Source organism: Labilibaculum manganireducens (assembly GCF_002843385.1).
GTDB classification, from domain to species: Bacteria; Bacteroidota; Bacteroidia; order Bacteroidales; family Marinifilaceae; genus Labilibaculum; species Labilibaculum manganireducens.
Genome location: NZ_MVDE01000022.1, coordinates 1 through 14,773, shown reverse-complemented (window position 1 = coordinate 14,773; position 14,773 = coordinate 1). Strand labels below are relative to the sequence as shown.

At 34.8% G+C, this 14,773-nt stretch carries 12 protein-coding genes; 6 read left to right on the top strand and 6 right to left on the bottom strand.

Annotated features, from left to right (window positions below):
- Positions 1-13: 13 nt before the first annotated feature.
- The 4 genes from BZG01_RS14050 to BZG01_RS14035 form a co-directional block, all read right to left on the bottom strand.
- Positions 14-901 carry a coiled-coil domain-containing protein gene (locus tag BZG01_RS14050; protein WP_101310478.1) on the bottom strand — a complete coding sequence of 296 codons (888 nt, stop codon included), beginning with the start codon at positions 899-901 and terminating at the stop codon, positions 14-16.
- A gap of 277 nt (positions 902-1,178) precedes the next feature.
- Entirely contained in the window at positions 1,179-3,626 is a 2,448-nt protein-coding gene (locus tag BZG01_RS14045) for a TonB-dependent receptor (protein WP_101310477.1), read from the bottom strand.
- A gap of 129 nt (positions 3,627-3,755) precedes the next feature.
- On the bottom strand, positions 3,756-4,121 hold the full coding sequence (locus tag BZG01_RS14040) for a hypothetical protein (protein WP_101310476.1): 366 nt from the start codon (positions 4,119-4,121) through the stop codon (positions 3,756-3,758).
- Positions 4,122-4,219: 98 nt separating this feature from the next.
- Positions 4,220-5,542 carry a hypothetical protein gene (locus BZG01_RS14035; RefSeq protein ID WP_101310475.1) on the bottom strand — a complete coding sequence of 441 codons (1,323 nt, stop codon included), beginning with the start codon at positions 5,540-5,542 and terminating at the stop codon, positions 4,220-4,222.
- A gap of 78 nt (positions 5,543-5,620) precedes the next feature.
- Between BZG01_RS14035 and BZG01_RS14030 the strand changes: the two genes are divergently transcribed.
- From BZG01_RS14030 to BZG01_RS14005, 6 genes are all read left to right on the top strand, one after another.
- Positions 5,621-7,507 (top strand): Ig-like domain-containing domain, encoded by a 1,887-nt coding sequence (locus BZG01_RS14030; RefSeq protein ID WP_143470919.1) that lies wholly within the window; start codon positions 5,621-5,623, stop codon positions 7,505-7,507.
- Positions 7,508-7,509: 2 nt separating this feature from the next.
- Positions 7,510-7,821: an MTH1187 family thiamine-binding protein gene (locus BZG01_RS14025; protein ID WP_101310473.1), complete on the top strand. Its 312-nt coding sequence runs from the start codon at positions 7,510-7,512 to the stop codon at positions 7,819-7,821.
- A 68-nt stretch (positions 7,822-7,889) separates the two neighbouring features.
- On the top strand, positions 7,890-8,762 hold the full coding sequence (locus BZG01_RS14020; protein ID WP_101310472.1) for a DUF3108 domain-containing protein: 873 nt from the start codon (positions 7,890-7,892) through the stop codon (positions 8,760-8,762).
- Positions 8,763-9,070: 308 nt separating this feature from the next.
- Complete coding sequence (locus BZG01_RS14015; protein WP_101310471.1) at positions 9,071-10,042, top strand: ABC-three component system protein; 972 nt, start codon at positions 9,071-9,073, stop codon at positions 10,040-10,042.
- On the top strand, positions 10,026-10,250 hold the full coding sequence (locus BZG01_RS14010; protein WP_101310470.1) for an ABC-three component system middle component 6: 225 nt from the start codon (positions 10,026-10,028) through the stop codon (positions 10,248-10,250). Before BZG01_RS14015 ends, BZG01_RS14010 begins: the two co-directional genes overlap by 17 nt.
- Positions 10,241-11,953 carry a DUF2326 domain-containing protein gene (locus BZG01_RS14005; RefSeq protein ID WP_101310469.1) on the top strand — a complete coding sequence of 571 codons (1,713 nt, stop codon included), beginning with the start codon at positions 10,241-10,243 and terminating at the stop codon, positions 11,951-11,953. Before BZG01_RS14010 ends, BZG01_RS14005 begins: the two co-directional genes overlap by 10 nt.
- 291 nt (positions 11,954-12,244) lie before the next feature.
- Here the strand turns inward: BZG01_RS14005 and BZG01_RS14000 are convergent, their stop codons facing one another.
- Positions 12,245-13,369 carry a glycerate kinase gene (locus tag BZG01_RS14000; protein ID WP_101310468.1) on the bottom strand — a complete coding sequence of 375 codons (1,125 nt, stop codon included), beginning with the start codon at positions 13,367-13,369 and terminating at the stop codon, positions 12,245-12,247.
- Positions 13,370-13,440: 71 nt separating this feature from the next.
- Positions 13,441-14,568, bottom strand: a complete 1,128-nt coding sequence (locus BZG01_RS13995) for a glutaminyl-peptide cyclotransferase (RefSeq protein WP_101310467.1) — start codon at positions 14,566-14,568, stop codon at positions 13,441-13,443.
- Positions 14,569-14,773: the final 205 nt, after the last annotated feature.

The following is a 14,773-nucleotide window of genomic DNA, read 5'->3' as shown; positions in this document are numbered from 1 at the left end:
ATAGTTTCATCTATTATTTCAGCAAAAACTTAGCTGTCCCAATATGGTTTCCTTCAGCAAAAACATCTACTTTATATTCTCCTTCAATAAGACTGCCATCATTATCCCAGAATACAGCAACATCAAGCTGTTCCCCTTCGTAGTCAATCTCTCGTGTTGCAGAATAGCTAAGTTTAGTATTCTCAAAATCGAATAAAAGATTTTCCGGATTACCCAAAACAACTTCATCAGGTCGGGTAATGCGCACAAATAATGCTTTAACCCCGGTTGATGCAGTTACATTCTTTTGAATCGTAAAATTAGTGACCAGTTTTTCCGTTTTGGAAATCTTTTTCACCTCTTTGCCTTTTCTATTTATAGGAGAACAAGCAAGATCCACTAACGAAAGAGTAGCCGCCTTACTAATTACCTCTTTCATTGTTTCAGTTGATTCCTCGAGTTTGGTATTACGATCTTTAACCCAATCGATCTGCTTTTTAACTCTTACGTTTTCAGCAGTAAGCAATTGATTGCGTGTATTTAGAGAGTCGATTTGAACAATGTAATCTCTTAATACTCCTTTTAAAGTTCCTAACTCTTTTTTGTATTTATTAATTTCGAAATAAGAATTGTTTCGAAATACTTTCATTCGATCCAAAAGTTCATTTATCTTTTCCTGTTCCATTTTCAGCTGAACATTCAAAGTATCGTTACTTGTTTGCAGAGAATCGTAATCCTGAGAAAGTAATTTCAATTCGTTTTCCAAACTTATCTTCTCGGTAGTAATTTCGGAGATATAGCGCTTATTATCTCTATGTTCCATGTAATACATAACCGCTAAAATCACAAGAATTACCCCTAAAGTTGACAATACCCCAATATAAATGTTGTCTTTTTTACTTTTACCTTTAATCTCTGCCATAAAAACTCTACTTAATTAATTCGAACAAATTTACTTATCTTTTTTTTAATAGTATTCTCAAATTCATATTTGTTTGAGTACATGATGCTCATCAATAATGAATAGAATCAATGCATTGTAAAACCAAATACAATTGACAATTGAACCACAGCAATAAACAAACCAAATTTCGAAATCTGAAATCACTAAACAAAATAACGGAGCTAACATCCTGTTAAAGAATGCGCCCCGTTACCAAACTAACCCTATAGTTTGTTTTTTATGAAGTAGATTTTTTCTACAGGATGTTACCCAATTTCACACCAAAATAAATTGTTCTTGGATTTAAAGGACCATATACGTAACTGGCATCACGAGACGGACCAAAATCAAAATCATCCTGAAAAGAATTGAAGATATTCTTCATCCCCAAATCAAACTGCAACTTCACATCACTGCCTAAATCAAAATGGTAAGAAAAATTGATTCCCAAATCCATAAAACGATCTGATTTTACTAAACTTTCGTGAATCTCATTTCCATATTTATCATCTCCTCCACTTAAGTGAATCAAATTCATTGGTCCGGTATATGATCCTGATAAGGTAGTAGTAAACTCATGAAGAGGTTTCCAGTTCATTGCAAAATAGCCATACTGCTCTGGTGTTCTCAAAATATCATCAGTAGTCGTATTGGCTGTATCCTCATCCTCTCCCTGATCCACAGCGTCATCGTATTTACTGGATTGCAATGTTAGTCCCATTTGGAAATCCAACTTATAGGATGGAGCCAGTTTGCATTCAAAATTTACCCCCCGAACAACTGCTCCATTGGCATTTTTTCGAAGCATAACCATGTTTCCACTCGCATCTACCTCACTAAATTCGTTAAAGAAAGGGTCGATTAACTGTGTATTAAACCCCTCTGCAAGAAAATAGGTCTGCATTTTACCAAAGGCTTTGGTGTAATCCCAGGATACAGTATAACTGTTTGATTTTTCTTCTGTTAAATCGTCAGCCAATTCGTGTGTGATTCTTCTGGCCGTTGAAGCTTCAATGTGTAAATCTTCATCGAAAATTTGCGGTGCTCTAAAACCTCTTGCATAACTAACCCGCAACTGCGATCCTTTAAAGACATCGAATAACACGTTAGCTCTGGGGCTAAATACTGTATTTGAATAATTGGAATTTTCAGCAGAATTTTTAATTTCATAGGAATCCATTCTTACTCCCAATAGAAATTTTACTGCCCCTAAATCCCATTTACTTTGAGCAAAAGCACCTATGGTATTTGATGTTTGATCGGCAATGTTGGTTGTTTTCACAAATTCATTATTTGTAAAATCATAATACCCCAATTTATCATCTTTCAGACTGTTGTAAACATTCTCCAATCCAAGAGTGATATCTGCAGGAGCGAAAAACAGATTATCAAACTTTGTAAAGAACTGAATTCCTGTTGAAACAGCTAAATCATCGGTTTGACCATAAGCACCATAATCAGGAATTGGTGTAGATAAGGCCACACCATTTTCATCATAAATAGTGGCAGCTCCATAGTAACTATCCCTATCGATACTTTGTCCCGAAGCATAAACAGACAGTTTACTGATTCGATCCTGATTAAAATATTGATCCCAGGCCAAACTTCCTGAATTAATACGATGACTTACTTCTTCGGCAACAGTAGCTTCATGAGCCTTTAAATTCAGCTGATCTCCGCCCCTTCGGTACTCATCAACTACATGATATTCCAAAGTCAATTTGGCTAAATCTGAAAGACGATGATAAGCACGTAAACCGGCACTTATATTTTTCAATTTAACCATGTCGGAATAACCATCCTTATTCGCATCCCACTCGCCGCGCTGACGGTTCATCCCAAAAATAAATATCCCGCTGTTATGATCTTCAGAAACAACAGACGCATTAAAATCGGCAGTCATATCACTGGCAGCATCTCCACCACCATCAACACCAACACCTACAACTCCATATTTCACTCCTGCTTTAAATGTATTGGCAACAGGATCTTTTGTAATGATATTAATTGTACCGGCAATTGCATTCCCTCCAAAAAGAGCTGAACCACCTCCGCGTACAATCTCTACACGCTGAATCATACTTGCCGGAATGTGTTCCAACCCATATACTCCGGCCAATCCGCTGAAAATAGCTCTGCTGTTAATTAATATCTGCGTATATGGTCCTTCCAAACCATTCATTCTTACTTGCGAAAAACCACAATTGTTACAATTATTCTCTACACGCAAACCAGGAGAAAAAACCAAACCATCAGCCAGGTTTGCTGATGATGTTTGTTCCAGCAACTTAGTAGATATAGAATTTACTACAACAGGAGCATCTTTACGTTGAATTCTGTTTCGATCGGCCGTAACCACAACCTGATCCAAGCCAATAAAATCTTCTGCTATTTTAAATTCAAGAACTGAGTTCTTTCCTCCTTTTAGTTCCAATTCCTTCTTATCCAATTTGTATCCCACACAAGTGGCAATTACATGATAATGCCCCACAGGAACATTCTCAATTACAAATTCACCATCGAAATTTGTTACCGCTCCCATGCTCGATCCTTCGAGAGCAACGCTGGCATAAGGAATAGGTTTGCTGCTGTTACTGTCAATCACTTTGCCTTTTACACTGGAAGTAATATTTTCGGCCGAAACAGAAAATGCAAAACAAATCAGCATAGCAATGCTAATAGATATATGAGTTAGTACTCTCATTATTAGATGTATTTTTTTGATGTTTATTTTTGTTGATATACATAACACTCCCTCATACTTTCATCCAGTATCAGGAAACAGTTACATACTCTAATTTTAAATGGACCTTTTCAGGTAATAATAAAGGTGTTACAGGAAGGCAGGCGGAGCCCTGTTGTCAAGAAGAGAACTTATAATTCCTTTCTTAATAAAAAGGTGGTAAACATTACTGATTTCATAAGATTTTCCTATTAATGCAGCTATAAACAAAACTGACCCGAGCGAGAACAGGAAATTCGTAAATTGCTGCAATGAAAAACATTCATGAGAAGAATGATGATGATTTGCTGTTCCGTTAGAATTCCCTGATTTTTGATAGGGATGAGCATGAACAATTAAAGTTCCATCAACTTGCCTATGAACGTGCCAATTAAAAACAGCATTACCCGCCAACAAAATCATTGCCGGGAGCAGTATACTTACAATCGCTGTTTTTATTTTTCGAAAACCGTTCATTACCGAATTAAATTGGCATTAACATTACGGCTCAAAAGTAGAAAGTCGGGATTTGTTTAACAATACCTATATGTTGGTATTCATTGACTCCAACCATGTTACTTAACATGTTTTTCATTAAGGAGATTGAAATACTCATTTATAACATCCTCAGAAGCACCCAAATCGGAGTCCAAAACAGGCTTAGATTTTCTGATTCGGGAAATATAATCTTCCTTCGTGCATATCATCTCGTTCTGATACAAATACCAAAGCTGAACGTACACCCACAAATCATTTCCGGGTCCAAATTGAGCTCGTAGTTCGTATGCTTTTTCTGTAAGCTCCTCTATTTCTGAACCAAACCGGTAAAACATATTTTTAAAAGGAACAGGGTGCACACCGGTTTGCTTTGCCTCATCAAAACGGGAATCTCCAAATTCGATCAACTGCTGTATTTCTGTTTTCCCTTCAAATTGTGTGTCGGTAACCGGAAGTGATGGTATTTGCTGTAATAATTGAGAGTAAGAAATGGAAAGCTTATTTTCAACAACTTTTGCAAAATCCATAAGGTGATTTTTCAAAGAATCATTTGATGTGGTCGCTGCTAATTCTGAGCTGATGATATCATCTTCATTAAATTCATTCTCCCATTTCACAATCCGGTTTATTTCCTGAAGAATCATTCTGACAAATTGCCTGTTATCCGGTTGTGAATCGCAAACAATCATAAAATAATCCTGATATCTAACCATTCTTATCAGAACTCCGTCCAAAGTAAATTTTAAACTTCGTTTTAAGAATAAGCCTTTTTTATGCAGACAGAACCTGATTTCGGTCTTGGTTTTTGTTTTTTTTATCGCTGAAAAGGAAAGCAGCGATTGATAGGAAATGGCATAAGATTTCGCATTTGTTTTATCGTAGCATACAATCTCTGAGTCGCTTTTAATCTCTATTGTAACATGATTTAAAATTACAGCCCCCTGTTGAACTGCACTTTTCAGTATAGAAAGTAACAGGCGGTTTGTTGAGATCTTAAACTCCTTATCAATGTAAACAGCATCATCTGCTTCTGCAGTAAGAGTCGGTTCGTATTTTGAAATGTCCTTATCGCGAATACTTCCCGTAAATATTTTTTCCCATTTCGAAGTATTTCGTTTGACTTTTAAATATTCATCGGGTAAAATTAAATGAGGGAAGCGGTTGCGAAAAGCAAGAACCAATGGATGTGTACTTTCCGAAGTATCAACAATAGGGTGCAAAGATTCCTGAAAATCATTTTCGGTTAAAATGGCACATTTATATCCGTTAACAGCAGCAAAAAAAGCAAACAGAACTTCCTTTATACCAACACTTAGTATCACAAAATCGAATTGAGTGTTTGCTGCTGTTTCAAGAAATTTATCTCTTTTTAACACGGAATATTGTAAGGAGTCCTCCATTTTACTTTTATTAACTTATTTTTGTTTTGAATCTTTGTAATTTTGTTGCCTAATAATCAAATATCAAAACTAATCAATTTGAAAAAGATAGCTTTTTATATCCTTGTGGGATTTGCAATTTCAGCCCTATTATATTCTTGTGCACGAAAAGGAATGCCTACCGGAGGGCCTCTTGATCACACAGCTCCAAAGGTTACATTAACCAAGCCTCAAAACTACTCAACAAACTTTAAAGGTGGAAAAGTAGAAATTTTCTTTGATGAATTTGTTCAGCTAAAAGATATAAGTTCAAATTTCACAATTTCCCCACCACTAAAAAAGAAACCCTTGGTGAAATTAAAAGGTCGTTCTATCTACGTGAAGTTAGAAGAGAAACTTCGCGAAAACACCACCTATACTCTCGATTTTGGAAATGGCATTGCCGATAATAATGAAGGAAACCCTTTGGGAGAATACCAATTTGTTTTCTCAACAGGCAATCAGCTGGATTCGCTAAGCATTAAGGGAAAATTAGACAATTCCTTCAATCAATTGCCGGTTGAAAAAGCGATGGTAATGGCTTACTTAAATACGAATGATTCTGTGCCCTTTACAGTAATTCCAAGTTATGTTGCTAAAACCGATTCGGCAGGTTATTTTCAGCTGAACAATTTGAGCAGCGGGGATTACAAGCTGTTTGCAATTGTTGATGGCAACCGCGATTTTCTTTACAATGGCCCGGGCGAAATGATCGGTTTCAGCAATGACTTAATTACGCCAAAAATGCATGTTTACGAACAATTGGACAGCATTAATGCCGACTCCGTTGTTGTAAAACAAATGATGACAACAGAACCTTCGAATATTTACCTTAGAATGTTTGATGAAGAAAATCCTCTTCAATACCTTACCACTTATAAAAGAGATCGCCGAGAACAGATCTATTTTGAATTTAACTCGAAAAGAACCGATAGTCTTAAGATTGATTTTATTAATGTTGATGAAAATCCAAATTGGTTTTTACTTGATAAAAGTAAAACAAACGATACTCTTTCCTATTGGATAACCGATTCGACTATTTACCAAAGAGATACTCTTTTAGCTAAACTGGAATATTTAAAAACTGACTCGTTGGGTAAACTTGTAAGTTTTACCGATACGGTTAAATTAAATTATAAGGCTCCGAAAAAAGCAAAAGCTTCGAAGAATAAAAAGAAACAGGCAAAAATTAAAATTCCTACATATGGATTTAAATTGAACGCCAGTAGTTCGCAGGATTTAAATAAAGATATAATTCTCGATTTTAATGAACCTCTTGCCGAAATCAATAAAGACAGTATTCACTTGTATCAACTTCAGGACACGATACTAATCCCTGTTGATTATAAAATAGAGCAGGATTCCGCAGCTATTCTTCGCTATCATGTTAAAATTGACTGGAAAGCAGAAACCCAATATAAGGTTGAGTTTGATTCAACCGCATTTCGCAATATTTATGGTTTGTACAGCGATAAATACAATGGGAAAATTACAACCCGGGAAGAAGAATATTACGGGAAAATATTATTGAATGTATCCAATGTAAAAAAACCACTGATTGTTCAACTATTAAAAAACAACAAAAGTGAAGGGATTGTTCAGGCAAAAAGGATTTATTCCGATCAAACTGTAATATTCGATTATTTAGCTCCTGACACCTATATCATTAAATTAATTGTTGATGAGAACGACAATGGTAAATGGGACACCGGTAATTACAAAGAAGGTCTTCAGCCTGAAATGGTTCATTACTTTAGAAAAGAAATTAAAGTCCGTTCGTATTTCGATGTAGAAGATCGTATTTATATTCCGGAAAATGGTCCGGAAATCAATTTCAATCAGCATTTAATAGAACTTGAGCAAAAAAGGCAGAAAAAGATTGAAAAAGCATTACTGAAAGATGCTGAAAATAATAAGAAGAAAACAAGAACCAAAAACAACAATTAGATATGTCAGTACTTCTGGAATTTGCTATTTTCCCAACCGACAAAGGCGATAGCGTAAGCAAACAAGTTAGTCAGGTTATTGAGTTGATCCGCGAAAGCGGTATTAGCTACCAACTAACAGCAATGGGAACGCTGATTGAGACCGATGCGTTACCGGAAGCTTTAGCACTTGTAAACCGCTGTTATGATGTTTTAGCAGAAGATTCAGAACGTGTTTATACTACTATGACAATCGATATTCAGAAGAACAAACACAATCGACTAAAAACCAAAGTAGAGGCCATCGAAAATAAGATTGGCAAGGTTAATAAGTAAGGAAAAAGGAACAAGTGTCAAGGAACAAGTGTCAAGGACCAAGGATTAAGTATCAAGAAAATTCACGAATGAAATTTTTAGCCTCACTTAAGTACCGTATTTTTTCAAAAAGAACAATTATGGTTCTGCTTTTGCTTGTGGGAACATTCGCTGTAAATGCGCAGTGTCTGGAAAACAACTTCGCATTTCAATCGGGCGAAAAATTAGTTTTCAGAGGCTACTACAACTGGGGATTTATTTGGGTTGCTGCGGGTGAAGTCGAACTGTCTGTAAAAAAAGACCTGTTTCAAAATAAAGAGGTGTTCAAAATAAAAGGAGAAGGCCGAAACACAAAAGCATTTGACTGGTTTTTTAAGCTTAGAGATACATTAACCTGCTATGCCGACGCTAAAACTCTTGCTCCACTCTACTTCGACAGACGGACTCATGAGGCTAAATACGATGCACATCATGAGTATTGGTTCGATTACAAATCGAATCAGATTAGATCGCAAATTCAGAAACGCGATAAGCCTGTAAAGCTAGATACGCTAAAAAACAAGCCATGCACTTTCGATATTTTATCGGTTGCCTACTATGTGCGGAATCTCGATTTCTCGAAATACAAAAAAGGCGATAAAATTCCGATTTCGATGCTGATCGATAACGAAATTCACTCCCTCTATATTCGCTACCGCGGATTGGAAACCATCAAGGCAAATTCGGGCGAACGTTTCGAATGCCTAAAATTCTCGCCCCTTTTGGTTGAAGGCACCATGTTTAAAGGTGGCGAAGACATGACCGTTTGGCTAAGCAACGACGACAACCGCATTCCAATTATGGTGGAAGCAAAAGTATTGGTTGGCAGCGTTAAGGGAATTCTGGAAAGCTACGACGGTCTGCGAAACACCAAAAATTCTTTCTTCAAGAATAACAAAGGGAATCTGGATATTGCGGAGTAAAAGAATGATTTAATTTCAATTTAGATTGACTTTTTCACTCCATAAGAAAATTTACCAAGGTCAAACTACCCAAGCACAATCATACACTTCCAAGCGCAAACTCTATTTCTAATATCCTGTAAAATATTATTAAGTAAATTTTGTTGGCTGATTATTGTTTTGTAGATTAGGAAATTAGAACATAATCTATGATTATTAGACCATAATTGGTTGTTATGAACTAATTTTAGCCAATGCAAGAAAGAGCTTCGAATGAAAGTTTGAGTTGAAATCGAATTGAGTATATTTGCATCAAATGTTTAAATGAAATGAATAGAAATCTTTATTTTAATTATATAGAAGAAAAGCTTCATGTTTTAGCCAGAAGGATAGAAACAAGAGGAAAGCTGAATCTTCTTGATATTCATTTACATTCTGAGAATTTTTACCTTCATTTCTTTAATCTTCTGTATGGATTCAAGCTTAAAAATTTGAATTCAAAACTACAAAATGTTGAAGCAATTGATTTAATTGACCACACTAATCAGGTAATTATTCAAGTTTCAGCAACTAGCACAAAACAAAAAATAGAATCTGCATTAGAAAAACAGATATTGGATAATTATAAAAATTATTCTTTTAAGTTTATATCTCTTTCAAAAGAAACTTCGGAACTCAGAAAAAAAACCTTCAAGAACCCTTATTCTTTATCATTCACTCCAGCTTCAGATATATTTGATATTGTCTCGCTATTAAATGATATAGTGAGTAAACAAAGCAATGAGTTAAATAATATTTATAAATTCATTAAAAGTGAATTGGGTAATGAAGTTGACATTGTTAAATTAGATTCAAACTTAGCTTCTGTAATAAATATTCTATCAAAAGAGACATGGGACGATTCTAATAAAAGCGATTCTGTAAATAGCTTTGAAATAGATAGAAAAATATCATTTAATGACCTCATTGATTCAAAAGGGATAATTGATGAATACTGTGTTTACTATAAAAAAGTTGACGAAAAATATTCTGAATTTGATACTTATGGTAAAAATAAGAGTATTTCTGTATTATCAACCATTAGAAAAGAATACATAAAAGTAAAAACTATAGGTAATTCAGACCTCACGTTTTTAACTGTAGTTGAAAAAGTAAGAGATAAAATTCTAGAAAGCCCAAATTTCATTGAAATACCAATTGATGAATTAGAATTATGTGTTGACATTCTAGTTGTTGATGCATTTATTCGGTGTAAGATTTTTGAAAATCCTCAAAATTACAACTATGCTACTACCAGATAATATCCACCCTGAAAATAGTATCTATTATAATGGTGCACTTGTTTTACAAGTACTTCAAAAGAAAAGTGGAATTGATTTAATTAAACTTTATCAAGAAGTTAAACAAATTAAAGAAATGGCATTTCCTGTTTTTATTTTGTGCCTTGATTGGTTATTTATTGCACGTATTGCAGAAGTAAAAGAAGGGAGAGTTGAATTATGTTCTTAAAATCACTTACTATTTCAAAAGGGACTTCTATTCTCCGTGATATTGAATTTAGAAAAGGTATCAATTTAATAGTCGACAGAAGTGAAGGTAAAATAACTGGCAACAGTGTTGGCAAAACAACAGTTTTAAAGCTTATTGATTTTTGCTTTGGTGCAAAAGCAAAAAATATCTGGGAAGACCCCGAGAACAAAAAAGAAATATATGCTCTTGTAAAGGATTACCTTATTGATAATGAAGTCTTAATTTCTTTATGCTTGACAGAAAATCTTGATGATGAAAATGCATCAGAAATAATAATTGAAAGAAATTTTTTAAGCGCAAAGAGTAAAGTGATTAGAAAAGTAAATGGTAAACAATTATTAGATGATGAATTTGTTCCACACCTAACTGGATTACTATTTCCTGAACATGTAACAGATAAACCAACTCTAAGACAGATTATTTCTCATAACATTAGGTATAAGGACTTAAGTATAAGTAATACACTAAAAACCCTTGATGGATATACTTCAGATGCAGTTTATGAAACTTTACATCTGTTTTTATTAGGGTGTGAATTTAAGCAAGGCAATAGCAAGCAAGAGTTGTTAGAACAAATAAGACAGGAAGATACATTTCGAAAAAGATTAGAAAAAGTACAAACTAAATCTGCCTATGAAACAACATTGTCTCTAATTGAAAGTGAAATAGAAGAGCTTAATATTAAAAAATCAAGTTTGAATCTAAATGAAAATTTTGAAACAGACCTTAATTCACTTAATCAATTAAAATATGGTATTAATAAGCTTAGTTCTGAAATTAGTAAATTAAATATCAGAAAAGAGTTAATAAATGAAACTCTAATAGAGTTAGAAGCATCAACCTCTGGTATTGATACAGAACAGCTTAATCAAATATACCAACAGGCAACAAATGTATTAGGTAAATTGCAGAAATCATTTGAAGATATGGTTAATTATCATGACAATATGATTTCTGAAAAGACAAAATTCATATCAAATGAATTACCCTCAATAGAATCTAAAATTAAAAAACAGAATAGAGAATTAAAAAATCTTTTAAAAAAAGAAGCTGAATTATCTCTTGTAATATCGAAAAGTGATTCCTTTGAAGAACTTGAAATTTTAATAGGAGAATTAAATGAAAAATATAGACTAAAAGGGGAATATGAAAATATAATCCAACAATTGAACGAAGTTGAAAGTAATATTAAATCATATAACAAGACATTAAATTCAATTGACGAGGAACTTTTTTCAGATGATTTTGAATTGACAGTTAAAACGCAGCTGAACAAATTCAACAAACATTTCACTTCCGTATCGGAACTTCTGTATAATGAGAAATACGCTTTAAAATACGACAAGATAAAAAACAAAAAAGGACAACGACTTTATAAGTTTAGTGCTTTTAATACCAATTTTAGTTCAGGTAAAAAACAAGGAGAAATTTCATGTTTTGATATCGCCTATACATTTTTCGCAGACGATGAAAATATACCATGTATGCATTTTATTCTTAATGATAAAAAAGAATTAATGCATGACAATCAGCTTGTTAAAATAGCAGAACTGGTAAATGAAAGTGAGATACAATTTGTTGCATCAATTCTAAAAGATAAGCTACCAGATGAACTTAATAAAGAAGAGTATTTTATTGTTGAACTATCAGAAGATAATAAACTTTTCCAGATAGAGAATTAGAAAACAAAGGCTATAAAACTCCACCAACCTTAAGTCTGCAACATATGGTAATGGATAAATCCAGTTCAGATATCAGATCAAATTTGAATCAAGTCATACATCCTGACATTTACAGCATGCTTATAGCCAGAACATGACCAGCTTGAGATTTCAGGAAACTAAATTTAGATATCGCAGAATTAGATTTTTTCTGACCGGTTCCCGGACTAGTAGTAGTCCGATTGATGGACAAGTAGTGGTCCGACTGCTGGACTAGTACTAGTCCCATTACCGGAGCAGTAGTGGTCCGATTTATTGCAAAAACTTTAGGGCAAAATCTTCCGCTTCTTTTTCAAGATAAATGCCTGCGTTTTTTATAGAATCATCTGTGCTTGCAGCATATTCGGCCACTTCCGATAGGTAATCGATGTTCATTTCTTTTACTCTTGCCTCATCCAAATCAAGCAATCCGCAAAAAATTGCCAGTTTTTGATCTGTACTGGAATCCAATACGCCACGGATTACTTTTCCCGAGAAGGTCTGCTCATCCAATTTTCCTTCTCCGGTAATTATCCAACCGGCACCTTTAATGAGTGCATCAAAATTGGCCTCTTTCTTAATTAAATCGATACCCGGATTCAAGGCTGCATTTAAAAACAGAATGCAACCGGCACCCAAACCACCTGCTGCGCCTGCACCACTTATTTGTTGTAAATCGAGTTCGAATTGTTTCTTAACCACTTCGTTAAAATGCTGTAAGCCGGTATCCAATTCCAGCACCATTTTGGGTGTTGCTCCTTTTTGCGGAGAATAGATATAAGCCGCTCCATTTTCTCCATAAAGTGGATTATCAACATCGCAGGCCACTTCGAACTTTACCTCTTTTAATCTTGGATGCACGGCTGAATCATCAATAGAATAAAGTTGAATTAAATCCTGACCGGCACCTTTCAATTCACAATTTCCTTTATCGAAAAAAGCATAACCCAATGCCCGTGCCATGCCCAAGCCGGCATCGTTGGTTGCACTTCCTCCAATACCCAAAATAATGTGTTCTGCACCTTTGTCCAACGCATCTTTAATTAATTCGCCGGTTCCGTAAGTGCTTGTCAGCATCGGATTTGCCTCATCGCCTTGCAGCAAACGAATTCCCGAAGCTTCTGCCATCTCAATATAAGCAGTCTTCTTCTTTTCAGAATACAAATAGAAGGCATTAATTTTTCGATGCAGTGGATCATAAACCTCGATGGAGTTCATTTCTCCTTCCAGATAAAAGTTCAGAACTTCAATCGTACCATCACCACCATCAGCCAACGGTAGTTTGATGATCTCAACATCAGAAGTATGTTTTCTGATCCCTCTCTCAACAGCATCACAAAATTCCATTCCGGTGAGAGAGCCTTTGAATTTATCAGGAGCTAAAATAATTTTTGTCATCATTGGTAAGTTAGCTTAAATCAGGAGGATTTTAACTTACTATTACTGGGACAGATTGAAAAAAAAGAAGCTTATTTCTTATCTATTTTAATCTCAAAAAGTTTAGGCCATCTTTTACCGGTAACAAACAAACGATTTGTAATAGAATCCCAGGCAATTCCATTCAATACCTCATCTCCCTCTATCAATATTTTTTTGTCGGCTAATTTTAAAATCTTACCTAAATTTAAATTTCCTTCCACTCTTCCCGTTTCCGGATTTATAATCACAATACGGTCCGTAAGCCAAACATTGGCATAAATTTTTCCATTTATATATTCCAATTCATTCAAATTGGTTACCATTCCGGAATTATCATACACTTCAATTATTCTCTTCCTGCTATAATTGTCAGCATCAAGAACTGTCAGCACATTTGTCCCATCCGAAAGAATCAACTCATTGTTAGCTGATGTAATTCCCCAGCCCTGATTATTGGACGTGTTGGGTTCAAAAGTATCCTCCTGTTCAAAAGTTACTGGATCAACAACAAAAACTTTTTTTGCATTCCAGGTCAATTGAATAATTTTACCCTTGGAAAATGTGATGCCTTCGCCAAAATATTCCTGCTCTAAATTCTTAACCGAAAGTGCCTCACCATTTTCAAGTTTTACCTTTCGCAAAGTAGATTCGCCTCTTTGCCCTGTTCCCTCGTATAGAAATCCTTCATGATAAAACAATCCCTGGGTATAAGCACCTCTGTCGTGGGGAAACTCATTAATTATTTCATATGAATATTCAACAGGAGGGATATTCGTTTTCAAATTTACAAATGTGGAAACAATACCAATTGTCCCGTCTTCATGATAAGCCATCACCTTCAGGTCGTGTTTCCCCATTTTTTGATCCTCAGGAACCCATTTCACAATCCATGGCTCATCGGTCAGACTTCCAATTAAAGTCTCATCAGCCCAAAACTGAACAGAATCAATGCCAGCCGCTCTGTTTCTGGGAGTCATTTCTATTTCAACATCTCCTCCCATGGTATATAAATCACCCCGATGCGGTTGTTTTAAGCGCAAACTATTAACAATCACTGTTGTTTTTTCTGTCTGCTCATCAAAACTTTTATCGGTAAACTTATTATTGTTTACACTCTTGCCATTGCACGAGACTAACAGCAAAAAACAAACAAGCGATAAAAAAGAGTGAGTATTCATGGTAATTCTTTTAGGATAAAACGATCAGTGAAAACAACAATTAGTTTTCGTATTACGAGCTTTAAAATTAGCTAAAAAAATCGAGTAGGTAGAGGGATTACTCCCTCGCCCTCTCACACCACCGTACGTACTCTCGTATACGGCGATTTCAAATTAATTTTGTAACAGTACATATTTATTCGACATATTAAACAAACCTAAATCC

Bases quoted from the DNA above. Each gene is read 5' to 3' on its own strand.
- BZG01_RS14050 (WP_101310478.1), bottom strand. From the start codon at position 901: ATGGCAGAGATTAAAGGTAAAAGTAAAAAAGACAACATTTATATTGGG.
- BZG01_RS14045 (WP_101310477.1), bottom strand. From the start codon at position 3,626: ATGAGAGTACTAACTCATATATCTATTAGCATTGCTATGCTGATTTGT.
- BZG01_RS14040 (WP_101310476.1), bottom strand. From the start codon at position 4,121: ATGAACGGTTTTCGAAAAATAAAAACAGCGATTGTAAGTATACTGCTC.
- BZG01_RS14035 (WP_101310475.1), bottom strand. From the start codon at position 5,542: ATGGAGGACTCCTTACAATATTCCGTGTTAAAAAGAGATAAATTTCTT.
- BZG01_RS14025 (WP_101310473.1), top strand. From the start codon at position 7,510: ATGTCAGTACTTCTGGAATTTGCTATTTTCCCAACCGACAAAGGCGAT.
- BZG01_RS14020 (WP_101310472.1), top strand. From the start codon at position 7,890: ATGAAATTTTTAGCCTCACTTAAGTACCGTATTTTTTCAAAAAGAACA.
- BZG01_RS14015 (WP_101310471.1), top strand. From the start codon at position 9,071: ATGAATAGAAATCTTTATTTTAATTATATAGAAGAAAAGCTTCATGTT.
- BZG01_RS14010 (WP_101310470.1), top strand. From the start codon at position 10,026: ATGCTACTACCAGATAATATCCACCCTGAAAATAGTATCTATTATAAT.
- BZG01_RS14005 (WP_101310469.1), top strand. From the start codon at position 10,241: ATGTTCTTAAAATCACTTACTATTTCAAAAGGGACTTCTATTCTCCGT.
- BZG01_RS14000 (WP_101310468.1), bottom strand. From the start codon at position 13,369: ATGACAAAAATTATTTTAGCTCCTGATAAATTCAAAGGCTCTCTCACC.
- BZG01_RS13995 (WP_101310467.1), bottom strand. From the start codon at position 14,568: ATGAATACTCACTCTTTTTTATCGCTTGTTTGTTTTTTGCTGTTAGTC.